Annotated in this window: 21 protein-coding genes; 3 read left to right on the plus strand and 18 right to left on the minus strand. The window is 67.5% G+C overall.

Going from position 1 to position 23,449, the window contains the following annotated elements; translation table 11 throughout:
• Positions 1 to 111 precede the first annotated feature (111 nt).
• The 8 genes from ABZS43_RS33925 to pcaH all read right to left on the minus strand — a co-directional run bounded on the left by ABZS43_RS33925 (position 112) and on the right by pcaH (position 8,170).
• Positions 112 to 1,272 carry an IS630 family transposase gene (locus ABZS43_RS33925; RefSeq protein WP_355040120.1) on the minus strand — a complete coding sequence of 387 codons (1,161 nt, stop codon included), beginning with the start codon at positions 1,270 to 1,272 and terminating at the stop codon, positions 112 to 114.
• A gap of 325 nt (positions 1,273 to 1,597) precedes the next feature.
• Positions 1,598 to 2,263, minus strand: a complete 666-nt coding sequence (locus ABZS43_RS33930; RefSeq protein WP_355040095.1) for a 3-oxoacid CoA-transferase subunit B — start codon at positions 2,261 to 2,263, stop codon at positions 1,598 to 1,600.
• Positions 2,260 to 2,958: a 3-oxoacid CoA-transferase subunit A gene (locus ABZS43_RS33935; RefSeq protein ID WP_355040096.1), complete on the minus strand. Its 699-nt coding sequence runs from the start codon at positions 2,956 to 2,958 to the stop codon at positions 2,260 to 2,262. Before ABZS43_RS33935 ends, ABZS43_RS33930 begins: the two co-directional genes overlap by 4 nt.
• Positions 2,955 to 4,172 carry a thiolase family protein gene (locus ABZS43_RS33940; RefSeq protein WP_355040097.1) on the minus strand — a complete coding sequence of 406 codons (1,218 nt, stop codon included), beginning with the start codon at positions 4,170 to 4,172 and terminating at the stop codon, positions 2,955 to 2,957. The genes ABZS43_RS33935 and ABZS43_RS33940 overlap by 4 nt, the downstream gene beginning before the upstream one ends.
• The gene (gene pcaC, locus ABZS43_RS33945; RefSeq protein WP_355040098.1) at positions 4,169 to 5,560 is read right to left on the minus strand and encodes a 4-carboxymuconolactone decarboxylase; all 1,392 of its coding nucleotides are present in this window, start codon (positions 5,558 to 5,560) and stop codon (positions 4,169 to 4,171) included. The genes ABZS43_RS33940 and pcaC overlap by 4 nt, the downstream gene beginning before the upstream one ends.
• Complete coding sequence (locus ABZS43_RS33950; protein WP_355040099.1) at positions 5,557 to 6,828, minus strand: lyase family protein; 1,272 nt, start codon at positions 6,826 to 6,828, stop codon at positions 5,557 to 5,559. The genes pcaC and ABZS43_RS33950 overlap by 4 nt, the downstream gene beginning before the upstream one ends.
• A complete protein-coding gene (pcaG, locus tag ABZS43_RS33955; protein WP_355040100.1) occupies positions 6,828 to 7,385 on the minus strand; it encodes a protocatechuate 3,4-dioxygenase subunit alpha in 558 nt (185 codons plus the stop codon). Before pcaG ends, ABZS43_RS33950 begins: the two co-directional genes overlap by 1 nt.
• Positions 7,382 to 8,170, minus strand: coding sequence for a protocatechuate 3,4-dioxygenase subunit beta (pcaH, locus tag ABZS43_RS33960; protein ID WP_355040121.1), 789 nt, complete (start codon positions 8,168 to 8,170; stop codon positions 7,382 to 7,384). The genes pcaG and pcaH overlap by 4 nt, the downstream gene beginning before the upstream one ends.
• Positions 8,171 to 8,253: 83 nt before the next feature.
• Here pcaH and ABZS43_RS33965 point away from each other — a divergent pair, with 83 nt between their 5' ends.
• Complete coding sequence (locus ABZS43_RS33965) at positions 8,254 to 9,015, plus strand: IclR family transcriptional regulator (protein WP_355040101.1); 762 nt, start codon at positions 8,254 to 8,256, stop codon at positions 9,013 to 9,015.
• A gap of 65 nt (positions 9,016 to 9,080) precedes the next feature.
• Positions 9,081 to 10,283: a 4-hydroxybenzoate 3-monooxygenase gene (locus ABZS43_RS33970; RefSeq protein WP_355040102.1), complete on the plus strand. Its 1,203-nt coding sequence runs from the start codon at positions 9,081 to 9,083 to the stop codon at positions 10,281 to 10,283.
• A gap of 109 nt (positions 10,284 to 10,392) precedes the next feature.
• Here ABZS43_RS33970 and ABZS43_RS33975 read toward each other — a convergent pair whose 3' ends face one another.
• The 7 genes from ABZS43_RS33975 to ABZS43_RS34005 are packed head-to-tail and all read right to left on the minus strand — an operon-like array spanning position 10,393 to position 18,858.
• Positions 10,393 to 11,298: a dioxygenase gene (locus ABZS43_RS33975; RefSeq protein WP_355040103.1), complete on the minus strand. Its 906-nt coding sequence runs from the start codon at positions 11,296 to 11,298 to the stop codon at positions 10,393 to 10,395.
• Positions 11,295 to 12,353 (minus strand): maleylacetate reductase, encoded by a 1,059-nt coding sequence (locus ABZS43_RS33980; RefSeq protein ID WP_355040104.1) that lies wholly within the window; start codon positions 12,351 to 12,353, stop codon positions 11,295 to 11,297. Before ABZS43_RS33980 ends, ABZS43_RS33975 begins: the two co-directional genes overlap by 4 nt.
• Positions 12,350 to 14,137 carry an FAD-dependent monooxygenase gene (locus ABZS43_RS33985; RefSeq protein WP_355040105.1) on the minus strand — a complete coding sequence of 596 codons (1,788 nt, stop codon included), beginning with the start codon at positions 14,135 to 14,137 and terminating at the stop codon, positions 12,350 to 12,352. The genes ABZS43_RS33980 and ABZS43_RS33985 overlap by 4 nt, the downstream gene beginning before the upstream one ends.
• A 56-nt stretch (positions 14,138 to 14,193) precedes the next feature.
• On the minus strand, positions 14,194 to 15,084 hold the full coding sequence (locus tag ABZS43_RS33990; protein WP_355040106.1) for an amidohydrolase family protein: 891 nt from the start codon (positions 15,082 to 15,084) through the stop codon (positions 14,194 to 14,196).
• Between the two features lie 23 nt (positions 15,085 to 15,107).
• On the minus strand, positions 15,108 to 16,052 hold the full coding sequence (locus tag ABZS43_RS33995) for a 3-hydroxyacyl-CoA dehydrogenase NAD-binding domain-containing protein (RefSeq protein WP_355040107.1): 945 nt from the start codon (positions 16,050 to 16,052) through the stop codon (positions 15,108 to 15,110).
• Positions 16,049 to 18,034, minus strand: a complete 1,986-nt coding sequence (locus ABZS43_RS34000) for an acetoacetate--CoA ligase (RefSeq protein WP_355040108.1) — start codon at positions 18,032 to 18,034, stop codon at positions 16,049 to 16,051. The genes ABZS43_RS33995 and ABZS43_RS34000 overlap by 4 nt, the downstream gene beginning before the upstream one ends.
• Complete coding sequence (locus tag ABZS43_RS34005; protein ID WP_355040109.1) at positions 18,031 to 18,858, minus strand: crotonase/enoyl-CoA hydratase family protein; 828 nt, start codon at positions 18,856 to 18,858, stop codon at positions 18,031 to 18,033. The genes ABZS43_RS34000 and ABZS43_RS34005 overlap by 4 nt, the downstream gene beginning before the upstream one ends.
• A gap of 88 nt (positions 18,859 to 18,946) precedes the next feature.
• Between ABZS43_RS34005 and ABZS43_RS34010 the strand changes: the two genes are divergently transcribed.
• Positions 18,947 to 19,402, plus strand: a complete 456-nt coding sequence (locus ABZS43_RS34010) for a MarR family transcriptional regulator (protein ID WP_355040110.1) — start codon at positions 18,947 to 18,949, stop codon at positions 19,400 to 19,402.
• A gap of 72 nt (positions 19,403 to 19,474) precedes the next feature.
• On the opposite strand, the gene ABZS43_RS34015 is transcribed toward ABZS43_RS34010, so the two are convergent.
• Genes ABZS43_RS34015 through ABZS43_RS34025 form a run of 3 tightly spaced genes read right to left on the minus strand, consistent with a single transcriptional unit; the run spans position 19,475 to position 23,386 of the window.
• Complete coding sequence (locus ABZS43_RS34015; RefSeq protein ID WP_355040111.1) at positions 19,475 to 20,629, minus strand: alpha/beta fold hydrolase; 1,155 nt, start codon at positions 20,627 to 20,629, stop codon at positions 19,475 to 19,477.
• Complete coding sequence (locus ABZS43_RS34020) at positions 20,626 to 21,834, minus strand: FAD-dependent oxidoreductase (RefSeq protein ID WP_355040112.1); 1,209 nt, start codon at positions 21,832 to 21,834, stop codon at positions 20,626 to 20,628. The genes ABZS43_RS34015 and ABZS43_RS34020 overlap by 4 nt, the downstream gene beginning before the upstream one ends.
• Before the next feature lies 1 nt (position 21,835).
• A complete protein-coding gene (locus ABZS43_RS34025; RefSeq protein ID WP_355040113.1) occupies positions 21,836 to 23,386 on the minus strand; it encodes a long-chain fatty acid--CoA ligase in 1,551 nt (516 codons plus the stop codon).
• Positions 23,387 to 23,449: the final 63 nt, after the last annotated feature.

A 23,449-nucleotide genomic window follows, 5' to 3' on the forward strand; every position in this document is an offset into this window, starting at 1 on the left:
CTGGGCAGACCAGCGGCTACCACTCACCCCAAACACGCTGGTCGGCGCGCCTGCGGCGCGCAGACCAGCGTGAATCCCACATCGGTGGATCGAGGCTTAGTGCTGCGTTCCTCAAAGGTGGTAGATAAAGCGGCGACGCAGGACCCTCGGTTTCGGTGCGGGACGTCCCCAGATCCAGGGTCGTGCGCGAGCGTTGAGGGCGGCGGTGGCTTGGCGGGTGGCTTGGTCGATTTCGGTGTGGTCGGCGAAGGTCTGTCCGGCGAGGGCTTCGCGGCGGAAGATCCGCCACCACGGTTCTTGCAGGTTGAGCCAGCACGCGCCGACGGGGATGAAGGCGTGTTTGATCCGCGGATGGTCCTCGAGCCATTCGCGGGTGGATTTGCTGTTGTGGCTCGACAGGTTGTCGGTGATCACGTAGATGTCGCCGACCGGGTTGGACTGTTCGACCAGTTCCAGGAACCGCTGATAGTTCAGGCTGTTGCGTGAGGTCGCGGTGAGCGTGACGGCCTGACCGTCGCGGACACGGATGGAGCCGTATACGCAGACCTTGTCCGGGCCTCGTGAGTATTCCAGGGGTGCCTTGATCCGGTGCCCGTCGATCGACCACCCGGGTGGGGGTGCGAAGGTGCGGGGCGATACCGGGCCCAGCTCGTCGGCGCAGACTACCGTGGCACCTTCGGGTGGCTGCGTGTAGAGACCGACGATGTGGGTTCTTTTGGGACGAAATACGGATCCTTGCTCGTCGTCCACGACCGGCGGCCGACTCCATCGAATACCTTCTGCCACAAGGATTCTGCGTACCTGGCTACGGCCGATGGCGATGCCTTCGGCACGTAGTGCGGTGGTGATCGAGTCCAGGGTCCAGCTCGACGGTTCCCCCTCCCGATCTGCCTCCAGGACGCCGTCGGATCGTCGGGTCAAACGCCCCGGTGGAGTCGTTGCGACCAAGGCCACGATGCGGCTGCGCTCTGTTTCGGTCAACCGAGGTCTACGTCCCGCTCCTCGACGATCGCCGAGCCCATCCAGACCGTGAGTATTGAACCGGTGCAACCGTTCTCGCACCGTCTGTGGATGGCACCCGAGCTCGCCCGCGATCTGCGCGGTGGACTTCCCATCCCAACTCGCCATGATCATCCGCGCCCGCCGAATCCAATCCCCGGGCGCATGCCAAGCCGTAGCCAACTTGCGAATCTTGCGCTCCTCCAACACATCCCGTGCCGGACGCGCGACCAATACCTTCGGCAGGACCCACCTCGACCACACCCGAACCATCAAGACCAGCAACAAGATACATGATCATTGAGGAACGCAGCACTAGAGGCGTTTGCGCCACCAGTAGTAGGTCGACGAGGCGATGCCGAGCACCCGTAATAGGGCTCGACCGGGTGCGGGCTGTCTTCGACGAAGCGCACGATCACCTCCGGGTCTGGTCGAACTCCGAGCCGAAATATGCGCTCGCAGACCGCAGGATGTCGTTGACCCGCTCCAGCTCGGCGACCTGCTTACGCAGCCGCTTCACGAGGGGTATCGGGTGTCGCAGGCGAGCGTGTGGCGGCTATTGCGCGATGAAGGGTTACTGCTGGTCTCGCTGCGCGATTCAGTTGTTCAGATCCAGTCCGGTCCGGCTTCGCAACTCGTCGAGGGAGATTCCGTAGGTGGACCGCACCCGCACGCCGCCGTCGGTGATCTCGAAGACCGCGTAGTCGGTGTAGACCCGGCTGACGCAGCGCCGGCCGGTGAGCGGATAGGTGCACTCGGCCACAAGCTTCGATGCCCCGTCGCGGGTGAACAGCGACATCATCACGAAGACCTGTTTCGCCCCGATGGCCAGGTCCATCGCGCCGCCGACAGCGGGGATCGAGCCGGGCTTGCCGGTGTCCCAATTGGCGAGGTCGCCACTCACGGAGACCTGGAAGGCGCCGAGCACGCACACGTCGAGATGGCCGCCGCGCATCATGGCGAAGGAATCGGCGTGGTGGAAGTACGACGCTCCCGGCGTCTCGATCACCGGAACCTTGCCCGCGTTGATGAGATCGGGGTCGATCTCCTCGCCGACGGCAGCGCGGCCCATGCCGAGCATGCCGTTCTCGGTGTGCAGGACGATGCCCTGCTCGGGGGTGAGGTGATCGGCGACCGTGGTGGGCTGGCCGATCCCGAGATTGACGAAGGCGCCGTCCGGAATGTCGACGGCGACCAAGGCGGCGAGTTCGTCCTTCTCCAGCGGCCCGCGATCGGTGTGTTCGATTGCTCCTGGCCGGTTCATCCTGCCGCTCCTTGCCTGACGAGTTCGGTCACGCCTGCCAGGTGCACGACCCGGTCGACGAAGATGGCGGGGGTGACGATGTTCTCCGGGTCGAGTTCGCCGGTCTCGACGACCTCGCCGACCTGGACGATCGTCGTCGTCGCGGCGGTGGCCATGATCGGGCCGAAGTTGCGCGCGGTCTTGCGGTACACGAGGTTGCCCATCCGGTCGGCGCGGTGGGCCTTGATGAGGGCGAAGTCGCCGCGAATGGGGTATTCGAGCACGTAATCGCGGCCGTCGATGGTGCGTTGCTCCTTGCCTTCGGCGAGGGTGGTGCCGACGCCGGTGGGCGAGAAGAACGCGCCGATACCCGCTCCGGCGGCGCGCAGGCGTTCGGCGAGGTTGCCCTGCGGCACCACCTCAAGTTCGATGCGGCCGCAGCGGTAGAGGTCGTCGAAGACCCAGGAGTCGCGCTGGCGGGGGAACGAGCAGATGATCTTGCCGACATTGCCGGTGGCGAGCAGCGCGGCGAGTCCGTGGTCGCCGTTGCCCGCGTTGTTGTTGACGACGGTGAGGTCTTTCGCGCCGTGACGGCGCAGGGCGTCGATGAGTTCCATCGGCTGGCCAGCGGTGCCGAAGCCGCCGATCAGCACGGTCGCGCCGTCGGGGATGTCGGCGACGGCCTCGTCCGCGTCGGCCGGGTGGTCGATGGTCACGCTGTCTCCTCGTTTCCCGAAGCGGTGTTTTCCGAAGCGGTGTTCTCCAGTACGACGGCGAGGCCCTGGCCCACGCCGATGCAGATGGCTGCCACGCCCCACCGGTGGCCGCCTGCGCGCAGCACGGCGGCGAGAGTGCCCAGGATGCGGCCGCCGGACGCGCCGAGCGGATGGCCGAGGGCGATCGCGCCGCCCTTGGTGTTGACGATCTCCGGATCGACCTTCCACGCGTCGAGACAGACCAGTGACTGCACCGCGAAGGCTTCGTTGAGCTCGATGGCGCCGACATCGGACCAGCTGATCCTCGCTCGGGCGAGGGCCTTCTCGGCCGCTTCGACAGGGGCGTAACCGAAGCGGTGCGGTTCGACGGCGTGAGTGCCGCGACCCGCGACGCGGGCCAGGGGATCGCGACCGATGCGGTCCGCGGCGGCGGCGGAGCCGAGCAGCACGGCCGAGGAGCCGTCGCTCAGCGGTGAGGCGTTGCCCGCGGTGATGGTGCCGTCCCTGCGGAAGGAGGGCTTCAGATTCGCCAAGGTCTGCTGGGTCGAATCGGGCCGGATGCTCTCGTCGCGAGCGAGATCGACGCCGGGGACGCCCACGACCAGACCGTCGTAGAAGCCGGATTCCCACGCGGCGTGGGCGAACCGGTGGGAGCGCGCGGCGAATTCGTCCTGCCGCTCGCGGGAGACGCCGTAGATCTCCTGCAACTGCTCGTTGGATTCGCCGAGCGAAACCGTCCACTCCTTCGGCATGGCCGGATTGACCAGTCGCCAGCCCAGTGTCGTGGAGACGAGCGCGGTATTGCCCGCCGGGAAGGCACGCGAGGGTTTGGGCAGGACCCAGGGTGCGCGGGTCATCGACTCGGCGCCGCCGGTGAGAACGATGTCGGCGTCGCCGGTCTCGATGGCGCGGGAGCCGATCATGGCGGCGTCCAGCGAGGAGCCGCACAACCGGTTCACGGTCGTGCCCGGCACCGATACCGGCAGCCCGGCCAGCAATGCGGCCATGCGGGCGACATTGCGGTTCTCCTCCCCCGCGCCGTTGGCGTTGCCGAGCACGACCTCGTCGATGAGGGCGGGATCGAGGCCGGTCCGCTCGACCACCGCATGCAGCGTGGCAGCGGCGAGGTCGTCGGGGCGGGTCTCGGCGAAGGCTCCTCCGAAGCGGCCGAACGGCGTGCGCACCGCGTCGTAGACGTACGCCTGCGGGGTCATCGGGGATTCCTTCCGTCGGGTTCGGTCAGCGTCTCCCGCGCGACGCGGAAGGCGGTGTTGGCGTCGGGCACACCGCAGTAGATCGCCGACTGCAGAATCACTTCCTTGATCTCGTCGTCGGTCAGGCCGTTGGTGCGGGCGGCGCGCAGGTGCATCGCCAGTTCCTCGTGGTGGCCGCGCGCGATGAGCGCGGTGAGCACGATCATCGACCGGCTGCGGCGGTCCAGGCCCGGCCTGGTCCAGATGGCGCCCCAGGCGTAATCGGTGATGAATTCCTGGAATTCGCGGGTGAGGTCAGTGATCGCGGCGGTCGCGCGGTCGACATGCTCGCCGCCGAGAACCGCCCGGCGCACAGCCATTCCGGCCGCTCGCCGGTCGGCGATCGTGACCGTGTTCGGGTCGGCGGCCGCCACCGGTCCGATGCCCGCGTCCGCGGCGATGTGCACGGCCGGAGCAGCGCCCGCCACGGCTTCGGCGGTCCCGGTCGGACGGCTGTCCGACTCCGTATCGGAACCCGCGGCGCTGGCGGACCGTGCGGCCGGATCGGCATCGGCCTGCCGCCCGGCACCCCTCGCCGGGCGAGATCGCGCGGGACCGATGCCTGCTGACTCCAGGATGGTGCGGGCGGTGTCGGCCGGAGCTTCGACGGGGGCCAGATGCGCGGCTCGGTCGAGGACGACGAGTCGGCCGTCACGGACGCCGTGCGCGAGCTCGGCCATCGCGGCGACCGGAGTGGCCCGGTCGTAGGCGCCGGCGAGGGCTACGACAGGGGTGCCGATGCGCTGGAGGTCGGCGCGCAGGTCGAAGGTCGCCAGGGCGTCGCAGACCGCGGCGTACCCGGCCCGGTCGGCGTGCTGTAGCGAATGCAGCAGTGTCACAGTGGTTTCGGGGTTGTGGTCGATGAAGCCGGGAGCGAACCAGCGCTCGGCGGAGCCTTCGACCATGACCGGGGTGCCCGCCCGGCGGACCAGCTCCGCGCGCTCGCGCCACATCGTCTCGTCGCCGATACGCGCGGCGGTGCAGGCCAGGACCGCGGTGGTGATACGGGCCGGGTGGTCCAGCAACAGTTGCAGGCCGACCGCACCGCCGACCGAGACACCCGCGTAGATGAACGCGCCGCCGCGCTCGCCGCGCTCGGCGAGCACGCCGTCGACGAAAGCCCGCACCCCCTCGGCGAGTTCGGCCATAGTGAACCCGTCATCGACCTCGGCCGTGTTGTGGCCGTGGCCGGGCAGATCCCAGCCGATCACCTGGAAGTGGCTTGCGAGGAGTTCGGCGGTGGACGACCACAACGCCACGGCGGAGGTGCCCAGCGAGGGGCCGCAGACCAGCAGCGGCAGCTCGGCGGAGCCACCCAGCTGCACACCGGTGACGGTGGGGATGGTCATCGCGCGCCTCCCATGTCGGATCGAGCCCCCGCGAGGGGTTCACGGGCACGGCCGAGAATCTCGTCGATCAGGACGTCGGTGCTCCCGAGGTAGTGGGCCGGGTCGAAGTCCGGTTCGTGCGGGTTGTCGACCAGATCGCCGATACTGCGCTGCTCGGCGAGCAGGGCCGACCGCGCGACCTGGACCGATCGCGCCATGCGGCCGGTGTCGACGTGCAGTCCGGCCAGGAGTTCGGCGGTCTGGTCGGCGGCGGTCACCGCGTGCCGGGCGAGCTGAGCCAGGGCGGGCCATTCGGTGTGCCAGGCGCCGTCAGGACGTTCGTCCACGGCGGTGGCGGCGGCGAGATGGAGCTGGGCGGCCAGGCCGGGGGCGGTCAGCGCGGCCCGGCGGATGAGGACCGACAGGATCGGGTTGGCCTTCTGCGGCATGGTCGAGGAGCCGCCGCGCCCTCGGCCCGCCGGTTCGGCGAGTTCGGCGATCTCGGGGCGGGCGAGGATCAGTACGTCACAGGCGATGTGCCCCCACGCGTCGGTGGCCCTGGTGAGCGCGTCGGCGACACGAATAAAGGGCGTGCGCACGGTGTGCCACGGGGGTGTCCACGCGAGATCGAGCCGGGCGGCCGTGGAGCGGGCCAGGGCGCGGGCGTCGCCGGTACCGCCGGTGAGGCGCAGCAATTCGGTGGCAGCGGCGAGAGTGCCTGCGGCTCCACCGATTTGGACGGGCAGGTGATCGCGGGCAGCGCGCAGGTCGTCACGCGCTTCGAGGACGCCGTGCAGCCACTGGGCGGCTTTGAGTCCGAAGGTGATCGGGACGGCGTGCTGGGTGAGCGTGCGCCCGGCCATCAGGGCGTCACGGTGTCGTTCGGCGAGTTCGACGAGCGCTTCGACCTGCCGCTCCATGAGTGCGAGCACGGCGTCGGCGGTGCCGCGCAGACCAAGCGCGAGGGCGGTGTCGAGCACGTCCTGACTGGTCAGCCCACGGTGCACCCACCGCGCGGCGTCGGGATGCGCGGCGGCCAGCCGGTCACGCAGCAGGCGCACCAGCGGAATGACCGGGTTGCCGCCCGCTTCGGCCGCGACGGCGAGCGCAGCGGCGTCGATACCTCCCACGACCTCGCCGAGATCGACGGCAGCCGGGGCAGGGGCAACACCCGCTTCGGACAGCGTCGCCAGCCAAGCGGATTCGACCCGCACCAGGTCGCGGACGAACTGCGCGTCGGAGAAGTGGTCACCCGCCCGGTGGTCCCCGGGCCAGAGCAGGTCCGGCATCACCGGTCCCCGTAGTCGAGGAAGATGGTCTCATCGGGGCCCTGCAGGTGGATGTCGAAGACGAAGCCGTGCTCGTCGGCACGGGTCACCAGCGTGGCGCGACGGTCCTCCGGCAGGGTCGACAGCAGCGGATCGGCGGACGCGGCCCGCTCGTCGAGCGGCAGGTAGGCGCGGGTGAACAGCCGGTGCAGCAGGCCGCGGGCGAAGACGGTGATCGCGAAGAACGGCGCCCGGCCGGGTTCGGTCGCCCCGGGGCGCAGGGTGGTGAAGCAGTAGTGGCCGGTGCCATCGACCGGGACGCGGCCGAACCCGGTGAATGTCCAGCCGTCGCGGGCGCGGGAACCCTCGACCTGCGCGACGACGCCGTTCTCGTCGGCCTGCCACAGTTCGATCAGAGCGTCGGGAACCGTCTCGCCCGCGCCGTCGAACACTGTGCCGTGCAGGCGAATCGCCCGAGGATGACCGGCGCGGACCAACTCGCCGCCGCTGGCGAAGGGCAGGGCGTAGCCGAAGAACGGGCCGACGGTCTGGCCGGGAGTGGGTGCGAGCCGACTCATGCGGTCTCCTCCATCGGGGTGCGGTAGCTGCCGGTCAGGACGATGTCCCAGGTGTAGCCGGTGGCCCACTCGTGGCGGGTCACGTCGTGGTCGTAGGTGGCGACCAGACGCGCGCGGGCGGCCGGGTCGAGGATGGACTGGTAGATCGGGTCCAGCGCGAACAGCGGATCACCGGAGAAATACATCTGGGTCACCAGGCGCTGGGTGAAATCGGTGCCGAATAGCGAGAAGTGGATGTGCGCGGGCCGCCAGGCGTTGTGGTGGTTCTTCCACGGGTAGGGGCCGGGCTTGATGGTGGTGAAGCGGTAGCGGCCCTCGTGATCGGTGAGGGTGCGGCCGACGCCGGTGAAGTTCGGGTCGATCGGGGCCGGATGCTGGTCGCGTTTGTGGATGTAGCGACCGGCGGCGTTGGCCTGCCAGATCTCGACGAGCTGGTCGCGCACCGGGCGACCGTCGCCGTCGAGCACCCGGCCGGTCACGATGATCCGCTCGCCGACGGGCTCGCCGGTGGCCTGGATGGTCAGATCCGACTCGAGCCGGGCGACGTCGCGGTGGCCGAACACCGGGGCGAACAGCTCGATCGTCTCCGGGTCGACGTGGTGCGGGTCCTTGGTCGGGTGGCGCAGCAGGCTGCTGCGGTAAGGGGCGTAGTTCAACCGGGGCTGGTGCTCCACGGTTCCCGCGGCAGCGTATTCGGCACTGATCACGGCCATTTCCGCATTCATCTCGGCCTGGCTCGCCGACGCCGAATCCGAGTCGGGCAGCGGGGCCGGGGGCGTCTGCATGCTCTGGGTCACAGGCCGTACCGTAGCCCCGGCCACCGAGCACTGACTTGCCTCTTCTTCCACTGAGCGAAAGGATGTTCGTCATGGCAGGCAATTCCGGCCGGCCCGGACTCTCGGTCACCAGCCGCGCGCTGGCACTCCTGGGTGCCTTCGACCAACGCCACCGGCGGCTCACCCTGACCGAACTCGCCGATCGCGCCGACCTGCCGTTGCCGACCGCGCACCGGCTGGTCCGCGAACTGCTCGACTGGGGTGCGCTCAGCCGTACCGAGTCCGGGCGCTACGTCGTCGGACGCAGACTCTGGGACATCGGGCTGCTCGCCCCTGTCCAGTCGAGCCTGCGTCAGATCGCCTCGCCGTACCTGCACGACCTCTACGGCGCGACCCTGGCCACCGTGCATCTGGCGGTCCGCGACGGCAGCGAGGTGCTCTACGTCGACCGTCTCTCCGGGCACGCCTCGGTCCCCGTGGTCAGCACGATCGGTTCCCGGCTGCCGCTGTACGCCACCGGAGTGGGCAAAGTGCTGCTCGCGCACGCACCCGAGGAGATCAGGGCCGCGGTACTCGCCCACCTGCCCCGCATCACCCGCTACACGGTGAGCCAGCCCGGCGCGCTGCGCCGTCAGCTCGACAAGGTCCTCGACGACGACTACGCGACCACGGTCGAGGAGATGAGCCTCGGGGCGTGCTCGGTGGCCGTCCCGATCCGATCGGGCGAACAGGTGGTGGCGGCCTTGGGCGTCGTCGTGCCCAGCCTCGACCGGGAGCAGGCGCGGCTGGTCAGCGCGCTGCATGTGGCCGCACGCGGCATCGGGCGCAGCATTCCCGGTCCGATCACCGAGTGAAGCAGGTTCCACTGAGCGGAAGAACGCCGTGGTAGTGGCGTCTGCCATGAGCACAGAATTCCGGCATGTCCCCCTCACACACCCACAGCCGCACCCGGATCGCCATCATCGGCGCGGGCCCCGCCGGGCTCATGTTGTCCCACCTGCTGGCCCGGGCCGGGATCGACTCCGTGGCGGTCGATCTGCGCGGCCGCGAAGAGATCGAGCAGACCCACCGCGCGGGCATTCTCGAGCAGGATTCGGTGGACCTGCTGGTCGACACCGGCGTCTCGGACCGGGTGCACCGCGACGGCTACCGCCACGACGGCATCGAACTGGCCTTCGGCGGCGGCGGTCATCGCATCGACTTCAAAGCCCTGGTCGGCGCGTCGACCCAGCTCTATCCGCAGACCGATGTTTTCATCGACCTCGCCGACGCCAGAGCACGCGACGGCGGTGACGTCCGGTTCGGCGTCACCGAGGTCTCCGTCGGCGATCTCACCACCGACTCCCCGGTCCTGCGTTTCACCGACGCGGACGGCACCGCCCACGAGATCCACGCGGACTTCCTCGTCGGCGCGGACGGCTCGCGCAGCCTGTGCCGCCACGAGGTGCCCGCCGAGCGTCGGCAGCAGTACTTCCGCGAATACCCCTTCGCCTGGTTCGGCATCCTCGCCGAGGCGCCGCCGAGCTCGCCGGAGCTGATCTACAACCACTCGCCGCGCGGCTTCGCGCTGATCAGCCAGCGCACCGAGACGCTGCAGCGCATGTACTTCCAGTGCGATCCGTCCGAGAACGTCGATGACTGGCCCGAGGACCGGATCTGGGCGGAACTGCAGGCCCGCGTCGGCGCCAACGGCTACTCCCTCATCGAGGGCCCGATCACCTCGCGAACCGTGCTCCCGTTCCGCAGTTTCGTCCAGGAACCAATGCACTACGGCAGACTCGTACTCGCGGGCGACGCCGCGCACACCGTGCCGCCGACCGGCGCCAAGGGTCTCAATCTGGCCCTCGCCGACGTGCGCATCCTCGCCGAGGAACTCGAACGCGCTCTCGCCGCGAAGGATCTCGCGCCGCTGGCCGCCTACAGCGAGCGCGCCCTCAGCCGGGTGTGGAAGGCCCAGCACTTCTCGTACTGGATGACCTCGATGTTGCATACCCTGCCCGAGGCCACCCCGTTCGACATCCGCAGGCAGATCGGCGAACTGGCCTCGGTCACCGGCTCCACCGCCGGATCGACCTACCTCGCCGAGGCCTACACCGGCTGGCCGGGGGGTCGCCGAGCCTGACGATCGAGATCCGGCGGGTGATCTGCTCCACCGACGCCCTCGAAACCGCCGGAAACACCGTTGGACCAGGCAGGGAGCTCGCCGGTGCTGTTGCGATCGACGGGCGACGTCAGGCTCCGGCAGGTGCAAGCACTATGTCGAATCGAACACGGCGCCACGCCGTCTTCAGCTGACGCCCGTCCGGGGTGGGGGTGCCGGCCGGTTGGTGCTCGAAGCGCTTGATGAGCGACTCCTTGACCCCGAAGACGGAGTCCTTCCACATGATCGGGTCCCCCTCGGGGAAGATATGCGTCACCAGGGTGCGGGCCCCCGGGTGGCTCACCATGAAGTGCAGGTGGGACGTGCGGAGCGGCGATCGGCCGACAGCGGCCAGCATCTTGCCGACCGGACCGTCGTCGGGGATCGGGTACGGCGTCGGAGTGAGGCCCCAGAAGCGGTACTCGCCGTTCTCGTCGCTGAACAGGTGACCTCGAGCCGCGCGTCGACCGGCATCGCGCTGGACGTCGTAGAGTCCGTCTTCGTCGGCCTCCCAGACTTCGATCCGGGCTCCCGCCAGTGGTTTTCCGGCCGTGTCGGTCACCTGGCCCTCGACCCAGCACGGCTCCCCGGGAGCACCGAAGGATACGTCCCCGCCGAGTTCCACCCGCGGCGAGTCCTCGACGAAGAACGGCCCGAAGACAGTCGCCTCGGTTGCGTCCGCGTACGCGACGTTGTTGACGTTGACGGTCTGCATCGACGCGCCCAGCGTGTCGGACAGAAGGATGAACTCCTGCCGGACATCGTCGGTGATATGACCGGCCTCGGTGAGGAAGTCGATGCCCGCGGCCCACTCCTGCTCGGTCAGTCGCACGTTACGGATGAACGCGTGCAGGTGGCGGGTCAGCGAGACCATGATCTCTTTGAGCCGCGGGTCCGGGCAGTGGTCGAACGACGCGACTACGGTCTCGACCAGGGCTGTCTCGACGGCTTCCTGCTCAGGGCCAACGGCATCGGCGGCCGTGGGCTCGGTGGTCATGACAGGTCTCCTTCCCAGGCCGCGCACAGCAGCGCGGTCAAGTTCTCCTCGGTCAGGGGGGTCGGGTTGTCTGCGGGCACGGCGTCCAGGATCGGCGCGACGGCCTTGGTGATGTCGACCTTGGACACGCCGTAGTCCTTGAGGGCCGTGGGGGCGTCCACCGCGGCCCGAAGCAAGCGCAAGCCCTCGACGGCCGACGACGCTCCGAAGGCGTCGGCGATCCGCGCCTCGGCGACGGGCGCATTCGGCGCGTTGAAGGCGAGGACATGCGGTAGGACGACGGCGTGGGTCTGCGCGTGCGGCAGGTTGAACATGCCGCCCAGGACGTGACAGATCTTGTGGTGCATGCCCGAGCCGGCACTGGCGAACGACATGGCGGCGAGGTAGGCGCCGTAGAGCGTCCGCTCGATCCCGTGGACGGAGAAGGCGTCCCGCGCGACGACCGGAAGACCGGCCGCCAGCCCTCGGATACCCTCGCCGGCCAGGGCCTGGTCGATGGGATCGACGCGGGGACCCCACATGGCGTCGATGCAGTGAGCGAGCGCGTTGAGGCCGCTTGCAACGCTTATCTCGCCGGGTAACGAGGTCAGCAGATGCGCATCGTAGACGACCGAGCGCGGGAGCACCCGGGCATCCACACCGGTCACCTTGCTCCCCCCTTCGGTCAGGCCCCAGACGTCGGTTGCCTCCGACCCTGCGTAGGTTGTCGGGACGGCGACGATCGGCAGCCCCGTCGTCAGGGCGACTGCTTTGGCGAGCCCGGTGGTCGATCCTCCGCCGACGGTGACGATCACGTCCGCGCCACATGCGCCTGCGGCGCTACGAGCACGCTCGGCGACCTCGACCGGCACGTGCATCACGACCTCGTCGTGATGGTGGACGACAGGCAACGCCTCGGCGATCGGCCCGGCCAGCGCGGCCTCCTGTCTGGACGCGATGAGCATGGCCTTCGAACTGCCGAGGGCTTCGAGTTCGGCCCGCACAGCCGCCGGTGCGTCTCCCGGAGCGAACCGGACTCGCTGGGGCAGGGTCTCGTGAACGAATCGCACGGTCACGCCCTCCCCAACAGCCGGGTCATGGCGTCCCGCAAGGCGGTGGTCGGGTCGTCCGGCAAACTCATTGCCCGCCACGCGACGTGCTTGTCAGGCCGGACCAGGACGGCGCCGGAGTCGCCTACCTCCCGCAACTTGGCCCAGTCGAAGTAGAGATCGGTGACGTCCCGGCCGGGTCCGATGACGACCGCCTCCAGCGGCACGCCGAGTTCGTTCGCGACCTTGGCGGAAGCCTCACTCCACGCCTCGCCGGACACGCCGGTCAGCAGGGTCCAGCGCGTATACGGGGCCAGGTCCATGAGCGCCCGTTTGGTCACGTTGTCCCCGACCCAGGCGTGCGGCAGATGCGCACCCGGCGACGTCGACATGACGTGGTAGAGGTCCTCGTCCGGACTCGAAGCCGGCCGCGTGCCGTCGGACAGGATGGCGTTCGATTCGTAGAACTGCCCCAGTTCGACTCCGTGAGCGTTGAACTCGTAGTTCTTGGTCTCCATCGCTTTCATGAGCGCGGCCCGTTTGGCGGCACCCTCGGGGGTGTTGGCTTTGCGCTCCTCGAGCGCCGCGGTCATCTCGGCACCGGACAGCCCGGCGATGCCCAGGGCTTCGAACAGGTCGCCGAACTCGCGGGCGGAGCGGTTGGCGCGGGTCACGATTCGCTTCGCGACGGGTGCCCGCTCGAGCGTATAGCTGTCCAACAGCGATGGTGCTGCCTGCCCCTCGAGGACGGCGGCGAGCTTCCACGCGAGGTTGTAGGAGTCCTGGACCGACGTGTTCGAGCCGAGTCCGTTCGACGGCGGGTGGCGATGGATGGCATCGCCCGCGCAGAAGACGCGTCCGCTCTGCAACGTCGTCGCGTACATCTCGTTGACGCCCCACAGGCTGAACCCGGTGATCTCGGGATCCAGGTCCGGCAGGCCGAGCAGATCGCGGACGATACCCTTGGCCATTTCCTCGTCCAGATCCGGGGCCGGCTCGTTGATGTCGTAGCCCCAAACGATGAGCCACTCGTCCCAGGGACGGACCATTCGCACGAGCCCGGTGCCGATGCCGCCGACGTTGGAGCCGGGCTGAATCACCCAGTACAGGACCGAGGGGCGGTGGTCGACGAGCTGGGTGATGTCGGCCTTGAAGGTGATGTTCATCGAGCCGGCGATGTCCATCTTTCCTTCGTAAGGCAGTCCGAGATCGGACGCGACCTGCGACCGGGCGCCGTCCGCGCCGATGAGGTACTTGGCGCGGATCTGATACTCGTGGCCGGTGAGGCGGTCACGCACGTCGACCGTGACGCCGTCGACGTCTTGCTCGTGGCCGAGGTACTCGGTGGAGAACCGCGTCTGGGTGCCGCGCTCGGTGGCGTTCCGAACGAGGATCGGCTCGAGGTAGGTCTGCGGGATGTCGACCGTCAGGCACGGGGACGCCAACCGGTAGTCGCCCTCCCGATCAGGTCGCGTTCCCCAGGTGCGGATACGTCCGATCTCCTCCCCCGCGATACTCGTGCAGAAGACGGTGTCGCCGATGAGATCGTGTGGCGTGGCGTAGCTCAGGACCTGTTCCTCGATCTTCATGTCGCGGAAAATTTCCATCGCCCGCTGGTTGGTGATGTGGGCGCGTGGGGTGTTCGCCGTCCAGCGGTATTTGGTGATCATGATGTTGTCGACGTCGAGCTCACTCAGGAAGAGTGCGGCCCCGGCGCCCGCCGGTCCGGAGCCGACGATGAGGACATCGGTCTCGACGACGCTCCCGCTGGGCATCTCGGTCGCGGTCATTCCGTCGTTGAAGACTGCCATGTGCGCACCTTCCTCGGATGGTTCTGGTCCTGTGGGACATGGTGGGGAGCGGAGGGTCAGCTGCTGAGACCGAGCACCCGTAGGGCGTTTTCCTTGAGCAGGAGCGGCTTGACCTCATCCTTGATCTGCAGGTCGCCGAATGCGTCGAACCACTTGTCCGGTGTGATCACGGGAAAGTCGGAACCGAAGAGCACCTTGTGCCGGAGCGGTCCGTTGATCTGCTTCACCAGCTGCGCTGGGAAGTACTTGGGCGACCATCCCGACAGGTCCATGTAGAGGTTCGCCTTGTGGGTAGCGATCGAGATCTGTATGTCCACCCAGGGCACGGCGGGGTGCGCCATCACGATGGTGAGACCGGGGTGGTCTGCCGCGACGTCGTCCAGCAGGAGCGGGTCGGAGTACCGCAGCTTGATCCCGCGTCCGCCCGGCAGGCCCGCGCCGATACCGGTCTGCCCGGTGTGGAACAGCGCCACGACCCCCAACTCCTCCAGCGTCGACCATAGGGTCGAGTACGCGGGGTCGTTGGGAAAGAACGCCTGAAGCCCGGGATGGAATTTGAAGCCGCGGACGCCGTGGTCCGTGACGAGTCGGCGGGCCTGGGCGACGGCCTCGGCACCCCCGCGGGGATCTACCGAGCCGAAGGGGATGAGGACGTCGGAGTGGGCGGCGGCCTGCTCGGCGATCTCCTCGCTGGACAGCGGCGGGTGCCCGAGGCCGGTCCGGGCGTCGATGGTGAACACGACCGCGGCCATGTTTCGCGCACGGTAGTAAACGGCGAGGTCGCCGACGGTGGGCGTGCGAGGATGGTCGCCACGAAAGTAGGCCGCGGAGGCGTCCATGAGCTCGTGGTCGAGCGAGAGGTTGCCGTGGAGGTCGGCCTCGACGTGGGTGTGGAAGTCGAGCGCCGTGATGGTGGCGGTGTCGATGGCGGGCGTATAGATAGTCATGGTGGTCCCTCGTCTGGGCGTGATCAGGGCAGTGCGGTCCGTCCGCGCTTGGCCTCGAGTAGCTGGATGAGCAGCTCGTCGCGCTGAGCCACGAGCTCGTTCGGGTCGATCCCGGACAGTTCCTCATCGACGCCGCTCACGAGCTGCTCGACCAGGGCCGGGCTGAGGCGAGCGGGACGCAGGTCTCTCATCCACTGCTCAGTCGGCGGACCCAGGTGCTCGAGGACGTGGGCCAGTCCGCCGGGGCCACCGGACAGATGCTGGTTGACCAGCGGTCCCAGAAGCGCCCATCGCAGACCCGGCCCGTACGAGATGGCCGCGTCGATGTCGGCGACAGAGGCGACGCCCCGCTCGACCAACGAGTAAGCCTCTTGCCACAGAGCTGCCTGGAGCCGGTTGACGACATGACCGGGCAGCTCCTGGCGAATGCGGATGGGTCGCTTCCCGAGGCTGCTGTAGACCGTCATCGCGCGATCGATGGCGGTTTCACTCGTTCCCGGTCCCGGCACGACTTCGACGAGCGGGATCAGGTGGCACGGGTGGAACGGGTGCCCGACGAGCACCCGCTCCGGATATCGGGTGCACATGGCCTGCAGTTGTGACGGAGCGATTCCGGATGAGCTGCTGGCGATGACGGTGTTCGGTGCGGCGGCCTGGTCGAGGGTGGTGAACAGCCTCTGCTTGATGTCGCTGCGCTCCGGCCCGTTCTCCTGCACGAAGACGGCCTCGGATACCGCTTCGGCGGGGTCATCGGTGAAGGTCAGCCGGTCAGGGACGCCACCATCGGCCATGCCGAGCCGTGCCAGGGAAGGCCACAATCGCGCGACGTCGTCGCGGAGACGCTCCTCGGCGCCGACGCCGGGGTCGTGGGCGACGACCTCGCGGCCGGCGGCAAGAAAGAGTGCGGCCCAGCCGGCGCCGATGACACCGGTGCCGATGACAGCGACTGGGCCGTCGGGCTCGGTCACGACCCCTTTCCCTCACGCTGGCGGGCGAAGGCGACGATTCCGTCGAGCGAAGTGGGATCCATCAAGACATCCGGCGAGGCGACCTGGTCCGGGGTCGCTCCGCGCAGGATCTTCTTCACCGGCACCTCGAGCTTCTTGCCGGTGCGGCTGTAGGGGACGGCCTCGAGCGCGACGATGACGTCCGGCACGTGCCGCGGCGAGAGGGAGCCACGGATGTCCCTGGCCAGCCGGGCACGTAAGGCGTCGTCGAAGTCGATGCCCGGGGCCGGGACCACGAACAGGATGAGCTCACCGATGCCACCGAGCGGGTCCTCCAGGTGGACGATCACGCTGTCCTCGAGCTCAGGGACGTCCTGGAGGACGCGGTAGAACTCGGAGGTGCCGAGCCGGACGCCGCCGCGGTTGAGCGTGGCGTCCGAGCGGCCGGTGATCAGGCAGGAGCCGACGGTGGAGAAGCGGCACCAGTCGCCGAATCGGAATACGCCCGGGTATGTGTCGAAGTAGGCGGCCCTCAGACGGGAGCCGTCGGTGTCGCCCCAGAAACCGAGCGGCATCGAGGGCATCGGGGAGGTGATGACCAATTCGCCCAAGTCCCCCACCACGACGTTGCCCTCGGCGTCGAATGCCTTCACATCCACCCCGAGGGCAGGACCGGACATCTCCCCGACGTACACGGCGGTCAGCGGTGAGGATTGCACGATGCCGGTACACACATCGGTACCGCCGCTGCCCACGTTCAGCACGACACGGTTGCCGAACTGCTCATCGACCCAGCGGAACCCCTCGGCGGGGAATGGGCTGCCGACGACGCCGAGCTGTCGCAGGCGACTCAGGTCGAACTCGTCGGCGGGGCGGATGCCCTCCTTACGACACGACATCAGATAGCCCGGGCTCGCCCCCATGAGGGTCGCGCCGGTCTCCTCGACCAGACGCCACTGGTAGCGCAGGTCGGGGTAGAGAGGGTTGCCGTCGATCATCACGATGCTCGAGCGCACCGTCAGCGCGGAGACCATGAGGTTCCACATCATCCACGCGGTGGTTGTGAACCACAGCAACCGGTCGCCTGGTCCCAGGTCCCAGTGCAGGGCATGGCTCTTGATGTGCTCGACGAGGATGCCACCGTGACCGTGGACGATGGGCTTCGGCTTACCGGTCGTGCCCGACGAGTACAGGATGTAGAGCGGATGATCGAACGGCACCGACTCGAAGGCCAGCGGCTCGTCGGTACCGGCGATCAGGTCGTCCCATGCGACGGTTCCGTCGAGATCGAAGGGGCCGTACGGGACATGGACCACGTGCTCGGCCGTGGTCAGGGCGGCGCGGACCCGGGCCACGTCGTCACGCTTGTCGATCTCTTTGTCGCCGTAGGTATATCCGGCGACGGCGAGCAGCACCTTGGGCTCGATCTGCTCGAAGCGGTCGATGACGCTGCGGGCGCCGAACTCCGGTGCACAGCTGGACCAGATGGCACCGAGGCTCGCGGTGGCCAGGAAGGCGACGAGGGTCTCGGGGATGTTCGGCAGGTAGGCGGCCACCCGATCGCCACGACCCACACCGAGACGCCGCAGGCCGGCGCGAACGCACCGAACCTGCTCGGCGAGCTCGGCGAATGTCAGCTCCACACGTTCGCGTGTCTGCGACAAAGCTACGACGGCGACGGTCGAAGCGTCCTGGGGAGTGCCGAAGCAGTGTTCGGCGTAGTTGAGCGTGGCGCCCCGGAACCACTCCGCGCCAGGCATCGCGCGGTTGGTCAGCACCGTCTCGAACGGACTGTGCGCCTTGATATCGAAATACTCCCAGACGCTCTCCCAGAAAGCCTCCAGCTCAGTAACCGACCATGCGGCCAATTCGTCCCATGTGGTGAGATCAAGCCTCTTCTCGGCTCGTAACCAGTGCAGGTAGTCCTGCACCTTCGCCGTAGCGACGTTGTTCGGGTGCGGTTCGTGCAGCAACTCGGCATCCGGAGTCGTATGAGCGCTCATCGGCGCATCTCCCGGCTCTCACCGTCGGTGTCGGAGGGTACGGGGATCCTGAGGGCCCGGCCGGCGAGGAAGTCGTTCATCCTTTGCTTCGCCTGCACACTGCTCTGGGCCACACCCGCCATCAGCGACTCCAGGACATAGCCGGTCTCGGGGTCGGCTTCCGCGATACGCGGCAGGGCCTGTAGTACGGCGAAGTTGGTGACGGCCGAGTTGGTGGCGATGTGGGCGGCAAGCTGCTCGGCCTTCGCGAGCCCCTCTCCATCAGAGACCAGGTAGTCCGCCAGTCCGAGTCGGGTGCCTTCGGTTGCGGAGAGCACCCGGCCGGTAAGCATCATGTCGGTCATCCGCTGGGTGCCGATGAGGCGCGAGACCCGTACGGAGGCGCCACCGCCGACGAACAGCCCCCGCTGTCCTTCAGGTAATGCGAAGAAGGTCGATTCCTCCGCCACGCGCAGGTGCGCCGCCGTGGCGAGTTCCAGGCCACCGCCGATCACGGCACCCTTGAGTACGGCGAGCACAGGAACAGAAGCGGACTCCATCGCACCGAGCGCGCGATGCCACATTCGGGAATGAAGGACTCCCTCGACAGCATCGCGCTCGGCCAGTTCGCCGAGATCCAGCCCGGCGCAGAAGTGGTCGCCCTCCGCGACCAGCACGACCGCCCGGGCAGATTGTGGCACATCCGCGAAGAACCGACCGATGCCCAGCACCGTCTCGTCGTCCAAGGCGTTGCGCTTGTCCGCGCGAGTCAACCTGAGCACGGCGATCTCGTCACGAACCTCGACTTCGAGGGAGTTCGGAAGTGCCCATCGGGACTTCTGCATATGTCTACACCTAATCGACAGGTAACCTTACGATTTAGACTCTGGTATATCATCAGGTTCTCTGTCAAGGGGTACGGGAGTAGATGACATGCCTGAGAAGGTCGCGGCGGTCCCTTCACTGCTCTATCTCGTCAAGCGCTTGGAGTTGGTCATCCGTTCGCACCTGGACGAGATCCTGCGCGACTCCGGGGTGACGACACCGCAGTACACGGCCCTGACAGTGCTGGCGCATCGTGGCGCTGCCTCAGCCGCGCAACTGGCGCGCGACTCCTTCGTCAGCCCTCAATCGATCGCCGACCTTCTGCGCCAACTCGAGCGACGCGGCCTCATTTCGCGTGAACCCAACCCGCACAGCAAGCGCGAACTGCTGATCCGTATCTCCGACGCCGGAAAAGACTTCCTCGACGAGTACGCCGCGCCAATCGCAGAAGTCGAGCGGCTCATGATCGCGAATCTTTCGCCGACCGAGGTGTCACATCTCCGCGGCATGCTGCTCGCCGGATGGAGTGCCTTGCTCCCGGGGGCGTCCCGGTCGATACCATGACGCGTAAGCCGGTCGGCCCCAGCAAGCTGCTCGGACTGCGAAACCGTGCGGGAGGTCGTCTCGCCGGGAAGGTCAGCCCACACTTGTCGACGGACGAGCGGCCATGACCTTCCCGAACTCTACTCGGGCAGTCCGGGACACGCGCGGCTCTACAAAGCGGCTCACCGATGCCACCCTATCGGCCTTCATTCCATAAAGTTTCCTGATCGATTGGCCCCGACATGGTCGACAACCCGCGGTATGCGCGTCCCAGCGACTGGCTAGGGCCCCCTCGTCACTGTTTGCTTCCTGCATGAAGCCGTGAGCGTTTCCGTGGACCCCGTGGTCCTCGAGACGGACCAGTTCGGGCTGACAACCGGCCGCGGCGAGAAACGCCACCAGGAGCTGGTCCCAGAGCCGGAACACAGACGCCTCGGCGGTCAGGACGGCGATCGGGAACCTCGCCAGGTTCGGAAGAGCCCGCCTCGGCTCGGGCAACAGCAAGTCGAGCGGTCCGGGTGGACCTTCGTCGACGATTACGGGGTTCAGCTCGTCGGGGTTCTCGACCGGTGGATCGAAAGTGAGCGGAGCCGAGGTAAGCCCGTACTCGAGGCTGATGCCGAGTTCAGGTGCGTGGAGGAATGGCGGCCCGAGCGTCTCGGCTGCCACAAATGCCAGCACGTTCTCAGGAGTGGCGTCGGCCGCGAGCCAGGCGCCAGGGCCACCATTGGAGTGCGCGATCAGGACGGCAGGACCGACCTGGCGCAACAACTCAGCCAGTGCGGCCTTCTCCCGCAACTGCTGTCCCACACTGTCTGCAGGCATAGGGTGCTTGGTCGAGATGAAGCGATCGAACGCGGGATCGCCTGGCTCACGTCCCCAGGGCCATTGAGTATGCCGGTGGGCGGTCGGGTGCGCCCCCGGACCGAGCGGCGGAGGAAAGAACATCGGTGCCAGAAATTCCGACGGCGCCATCGGAGCGAGGGGACCCATCGACGCGTCGTACGGCGACCGGCCGTGGGCAGGTCGATCAACGACATAGACGGGATGGCCGGCATCGGCCAGTCGTGGCGCCCAACCCGGCCGTCCGTCCAGCGTGGTCGTCCAGTCGGTTCCCTCGCCCCCGCCGCCGTGTACGAGCACGACGGGTGCAGCGCCAGTGGAGCGCTCGGGCGAGTACTTCCGGACGAACATCGACCCGATGCCCCCGGACTCGCTCCCGGGAATGAAGAAGCTGGATGTGCTCATGTGTATTGCTCCTGACCGTTGACCAAGACAGAGGGCGTGACGAAAGCAAAGGTGGTGAGCAGGAAGCGCGCTTGTGCGCTACCCGTCACCGCTGCCCTTCGCAGGGCATCGAGTTCTCGTTTCCGCATGGACAGCGGCCGCTCATCGAAGATGAACTGCTTCTGTGCGGTCGACGCCGGTGAGGTCACCTCGAAGAACGCCCTGCGGCGCTCATCGGCGTACCTGGTCAGCACCCGCTCCTCGGCTAGGCCTCGCACGACATGACCCAGTGCCTCACTGAGACATGCGGCGTCGAGGAGTCCGGCCATGAGTCCGAACCCACCCATCGGGTTGGTGATGTGCGCCGCGTCTCCGGCCAGCAGCACACGGTCGACCCGATAGGTCGGAGCGCTGCGCTGATGGATACGATAGGGAGAGTGCGCGACGACTTCGTACCGGACGTCGTTGTCGCGGAAGAACGCGCGATAGAACGTGTCGATGCGGTCCTCGTAGCTCTGGATCGGCAGCTCGGGGGATTCCCGATATGTGAAGCGCCAGAGTCCGGTGCTTCCGATCCTTGCGATCACGCCTCCGTACTCAGGGTGGATCGAGAAGTTGGCGTCCTCGAGCCCGAGAGCGTCGAAGTCGGCTCGAACGTTGGTGGCGACGAAGTGATCAGGCCACGTCATGCCATCGAAGGACAGGCCCAGCATGTCCCGCACGCCCGAATGAGCACCGTCGGCACCGACCAACCAGGTGGCCGTGAACCGTTTCTCTCCCGAGTCGGTCCGGACCGTCGCGGTGACACCGCTACCGTCCTGGCCGAGGCCGACGATCCGGTGCCCCAGCAGCACGTTCGCTGTGGGCTCGGCCATGAGGTGGCGCAGCAGGATCTCGGTGAGTGCATCCTGTCCGAGGCTGAGACCTTGAGGGAGGCCGAAGTCAGGAGGCAGGTGGTCGAACCTGTTGCTGATGGTCTCCTCGGTCTCCCATATGTAGTGCCCCAGGCCGCTCAACGTCCTGCCTGCGGAGAGGGCGTCGTCAAGGACACCGAGTTGGCCGAGGCTGACCACGACAGGTGGGTGATGAACCATGGCTCGCGGGGCTCGACCGATCTCGGTGTCGGCGTCGAGGACCGTGACCTCGACGCCCTGGCGGGCCAGCCCCAGAGCAATAGCGAGGCCGACCGGACCGCCTCCGACGACGAGAACCTGAGTGCCTGACATGTCAATTCACCTGCTTGCATTCGACTTGTTCGGAGTCATGAGGGGTTGTGGCCAACTGCAGGCGCAGCTCGTGTTTGAGGATCTTCCCTGTGGCGTTTCGGGGAAGGCGGTCAACGATAACGATGCGTTTCGGCCTCTTGAACCGGCCCAGAGACTCCAGATGCCGCCGTATCGAGTCCTCATCGACGGAGCACCCCGGACGCGGAGTCACGAATGCCACGCCGACTTCGCCCCAGCGCTCGTCGGGTTCACCCACGACAGCAGCTTCGGCGACGTTCGGGTCGGAGAGGATGACAGCCTCGACTTCGGCGGGATACACGTTCTCGCCACCGGAGATGATCATGTCCTTCACGCGGTCCACCACGTATCCCCAGCCGTCGTCGTCGAAGCGCACGAGATCACCTGAACGGAACCAGCCTTCGTGGGTCGCCGCAACGGTCGCTTCAGCCCGATTCCAGTAGCCGGCAAACAGATTCGGCCCCCGGACCAGCAGTTCGGAAGGTTCGTCACAGATGGGACTCACCGTGCCATCGCGCAGGACGGCGACGTCGGTGAAGAACTGCGGGACCCCCACCGAGAGAGGCTTGGCCTTTACTCCCTCACTCCGGACGCCGCAGACGCCTGCCGTGGCCTCGGTCATTCCGTATCCCTGCTGCACCGTGATGCCGCGATCGAGCCACGCACGCGCGATGCGCTCGTTCACCGGTGAACCGCCGTAGAGAACCACTCTCAGCGACGAAAGGTCGGCGGCCTGCCACGCCGGGTGGTCGACGAGCATCTGCAACATCGTCGGCACGGCGGAGAATCCCGTGATTCGCGCATCCCCGATGCGTTGCAGCACACGGGCGGGATCGAACGCCGCGACCGGTTCCACGCTACCTCCCTTGAACAGGACGGGAAGCGTGACCTGGCACAGTCCCACGCAGTGGAACAACGGCGCGATGCACAAAGCCCTGTCGCTACTCAAGTAGTCGTTATGCGCCAGCTGGTTGATCGTGTTCCAGGTGAGCGAGCCGTGAGTCAGCACCGCACCCTTGGGCTTCCCCGTCGTGCCGGAGGTATAGAGAATCAGAGCCGGATCCGCGAGTTTCACCTCGGGCTGGTGCTCGAGTGGGGTCGAGCCGGCGATCGCGTTCTCGAAATCCGGACCGATCACGAGGCTCGGAAGGCGGTTCCGGTGTCCGGCGACGAGGTCGGCGGCGCTCGGCGACTCCACGAGGAAGCCGGCGCCGCAGTCCTCGATCATGTAGGCGATCTCCGCGGCTGCGAGCCTGAAGTTGAGAGGCACACAGATTGCGCCCAGCAGCCACGATGCGAAGAAAGTCTCGAGCACCTCGACCTGGTTGGGACCGATCTGAGCGACACGGTCACCGGGTCGGACGCCCTGGGCTCGCAGGAATGACGCGAGCCGCGCAATGCGTTCCGCCCACTCCGCGTACGTGTGCTGCGACGCATTACCGATCACAGCGATGTTGTGCGGAGTGATCCGCGCCCGGCGAGCCGGCCAACTACCGAGTCCCCCCGCGTCGGGGGGCGTCAGAGACCATTGCACAGGTCGTCTCCTTCTCAGGTTTCCTGTCGATTGGTGAGAGGTATATCACCCCCCACTCCCCGA

Source organism: Nocardia sp. NPDC005366, from assembly GCF_040606855.1.
Classification (GTDB): domain Bacteria; phylum Actinomycetota; class Actinomycetes; order Mycobacteriales; family Mycobacteriaceae; genus Nocardia.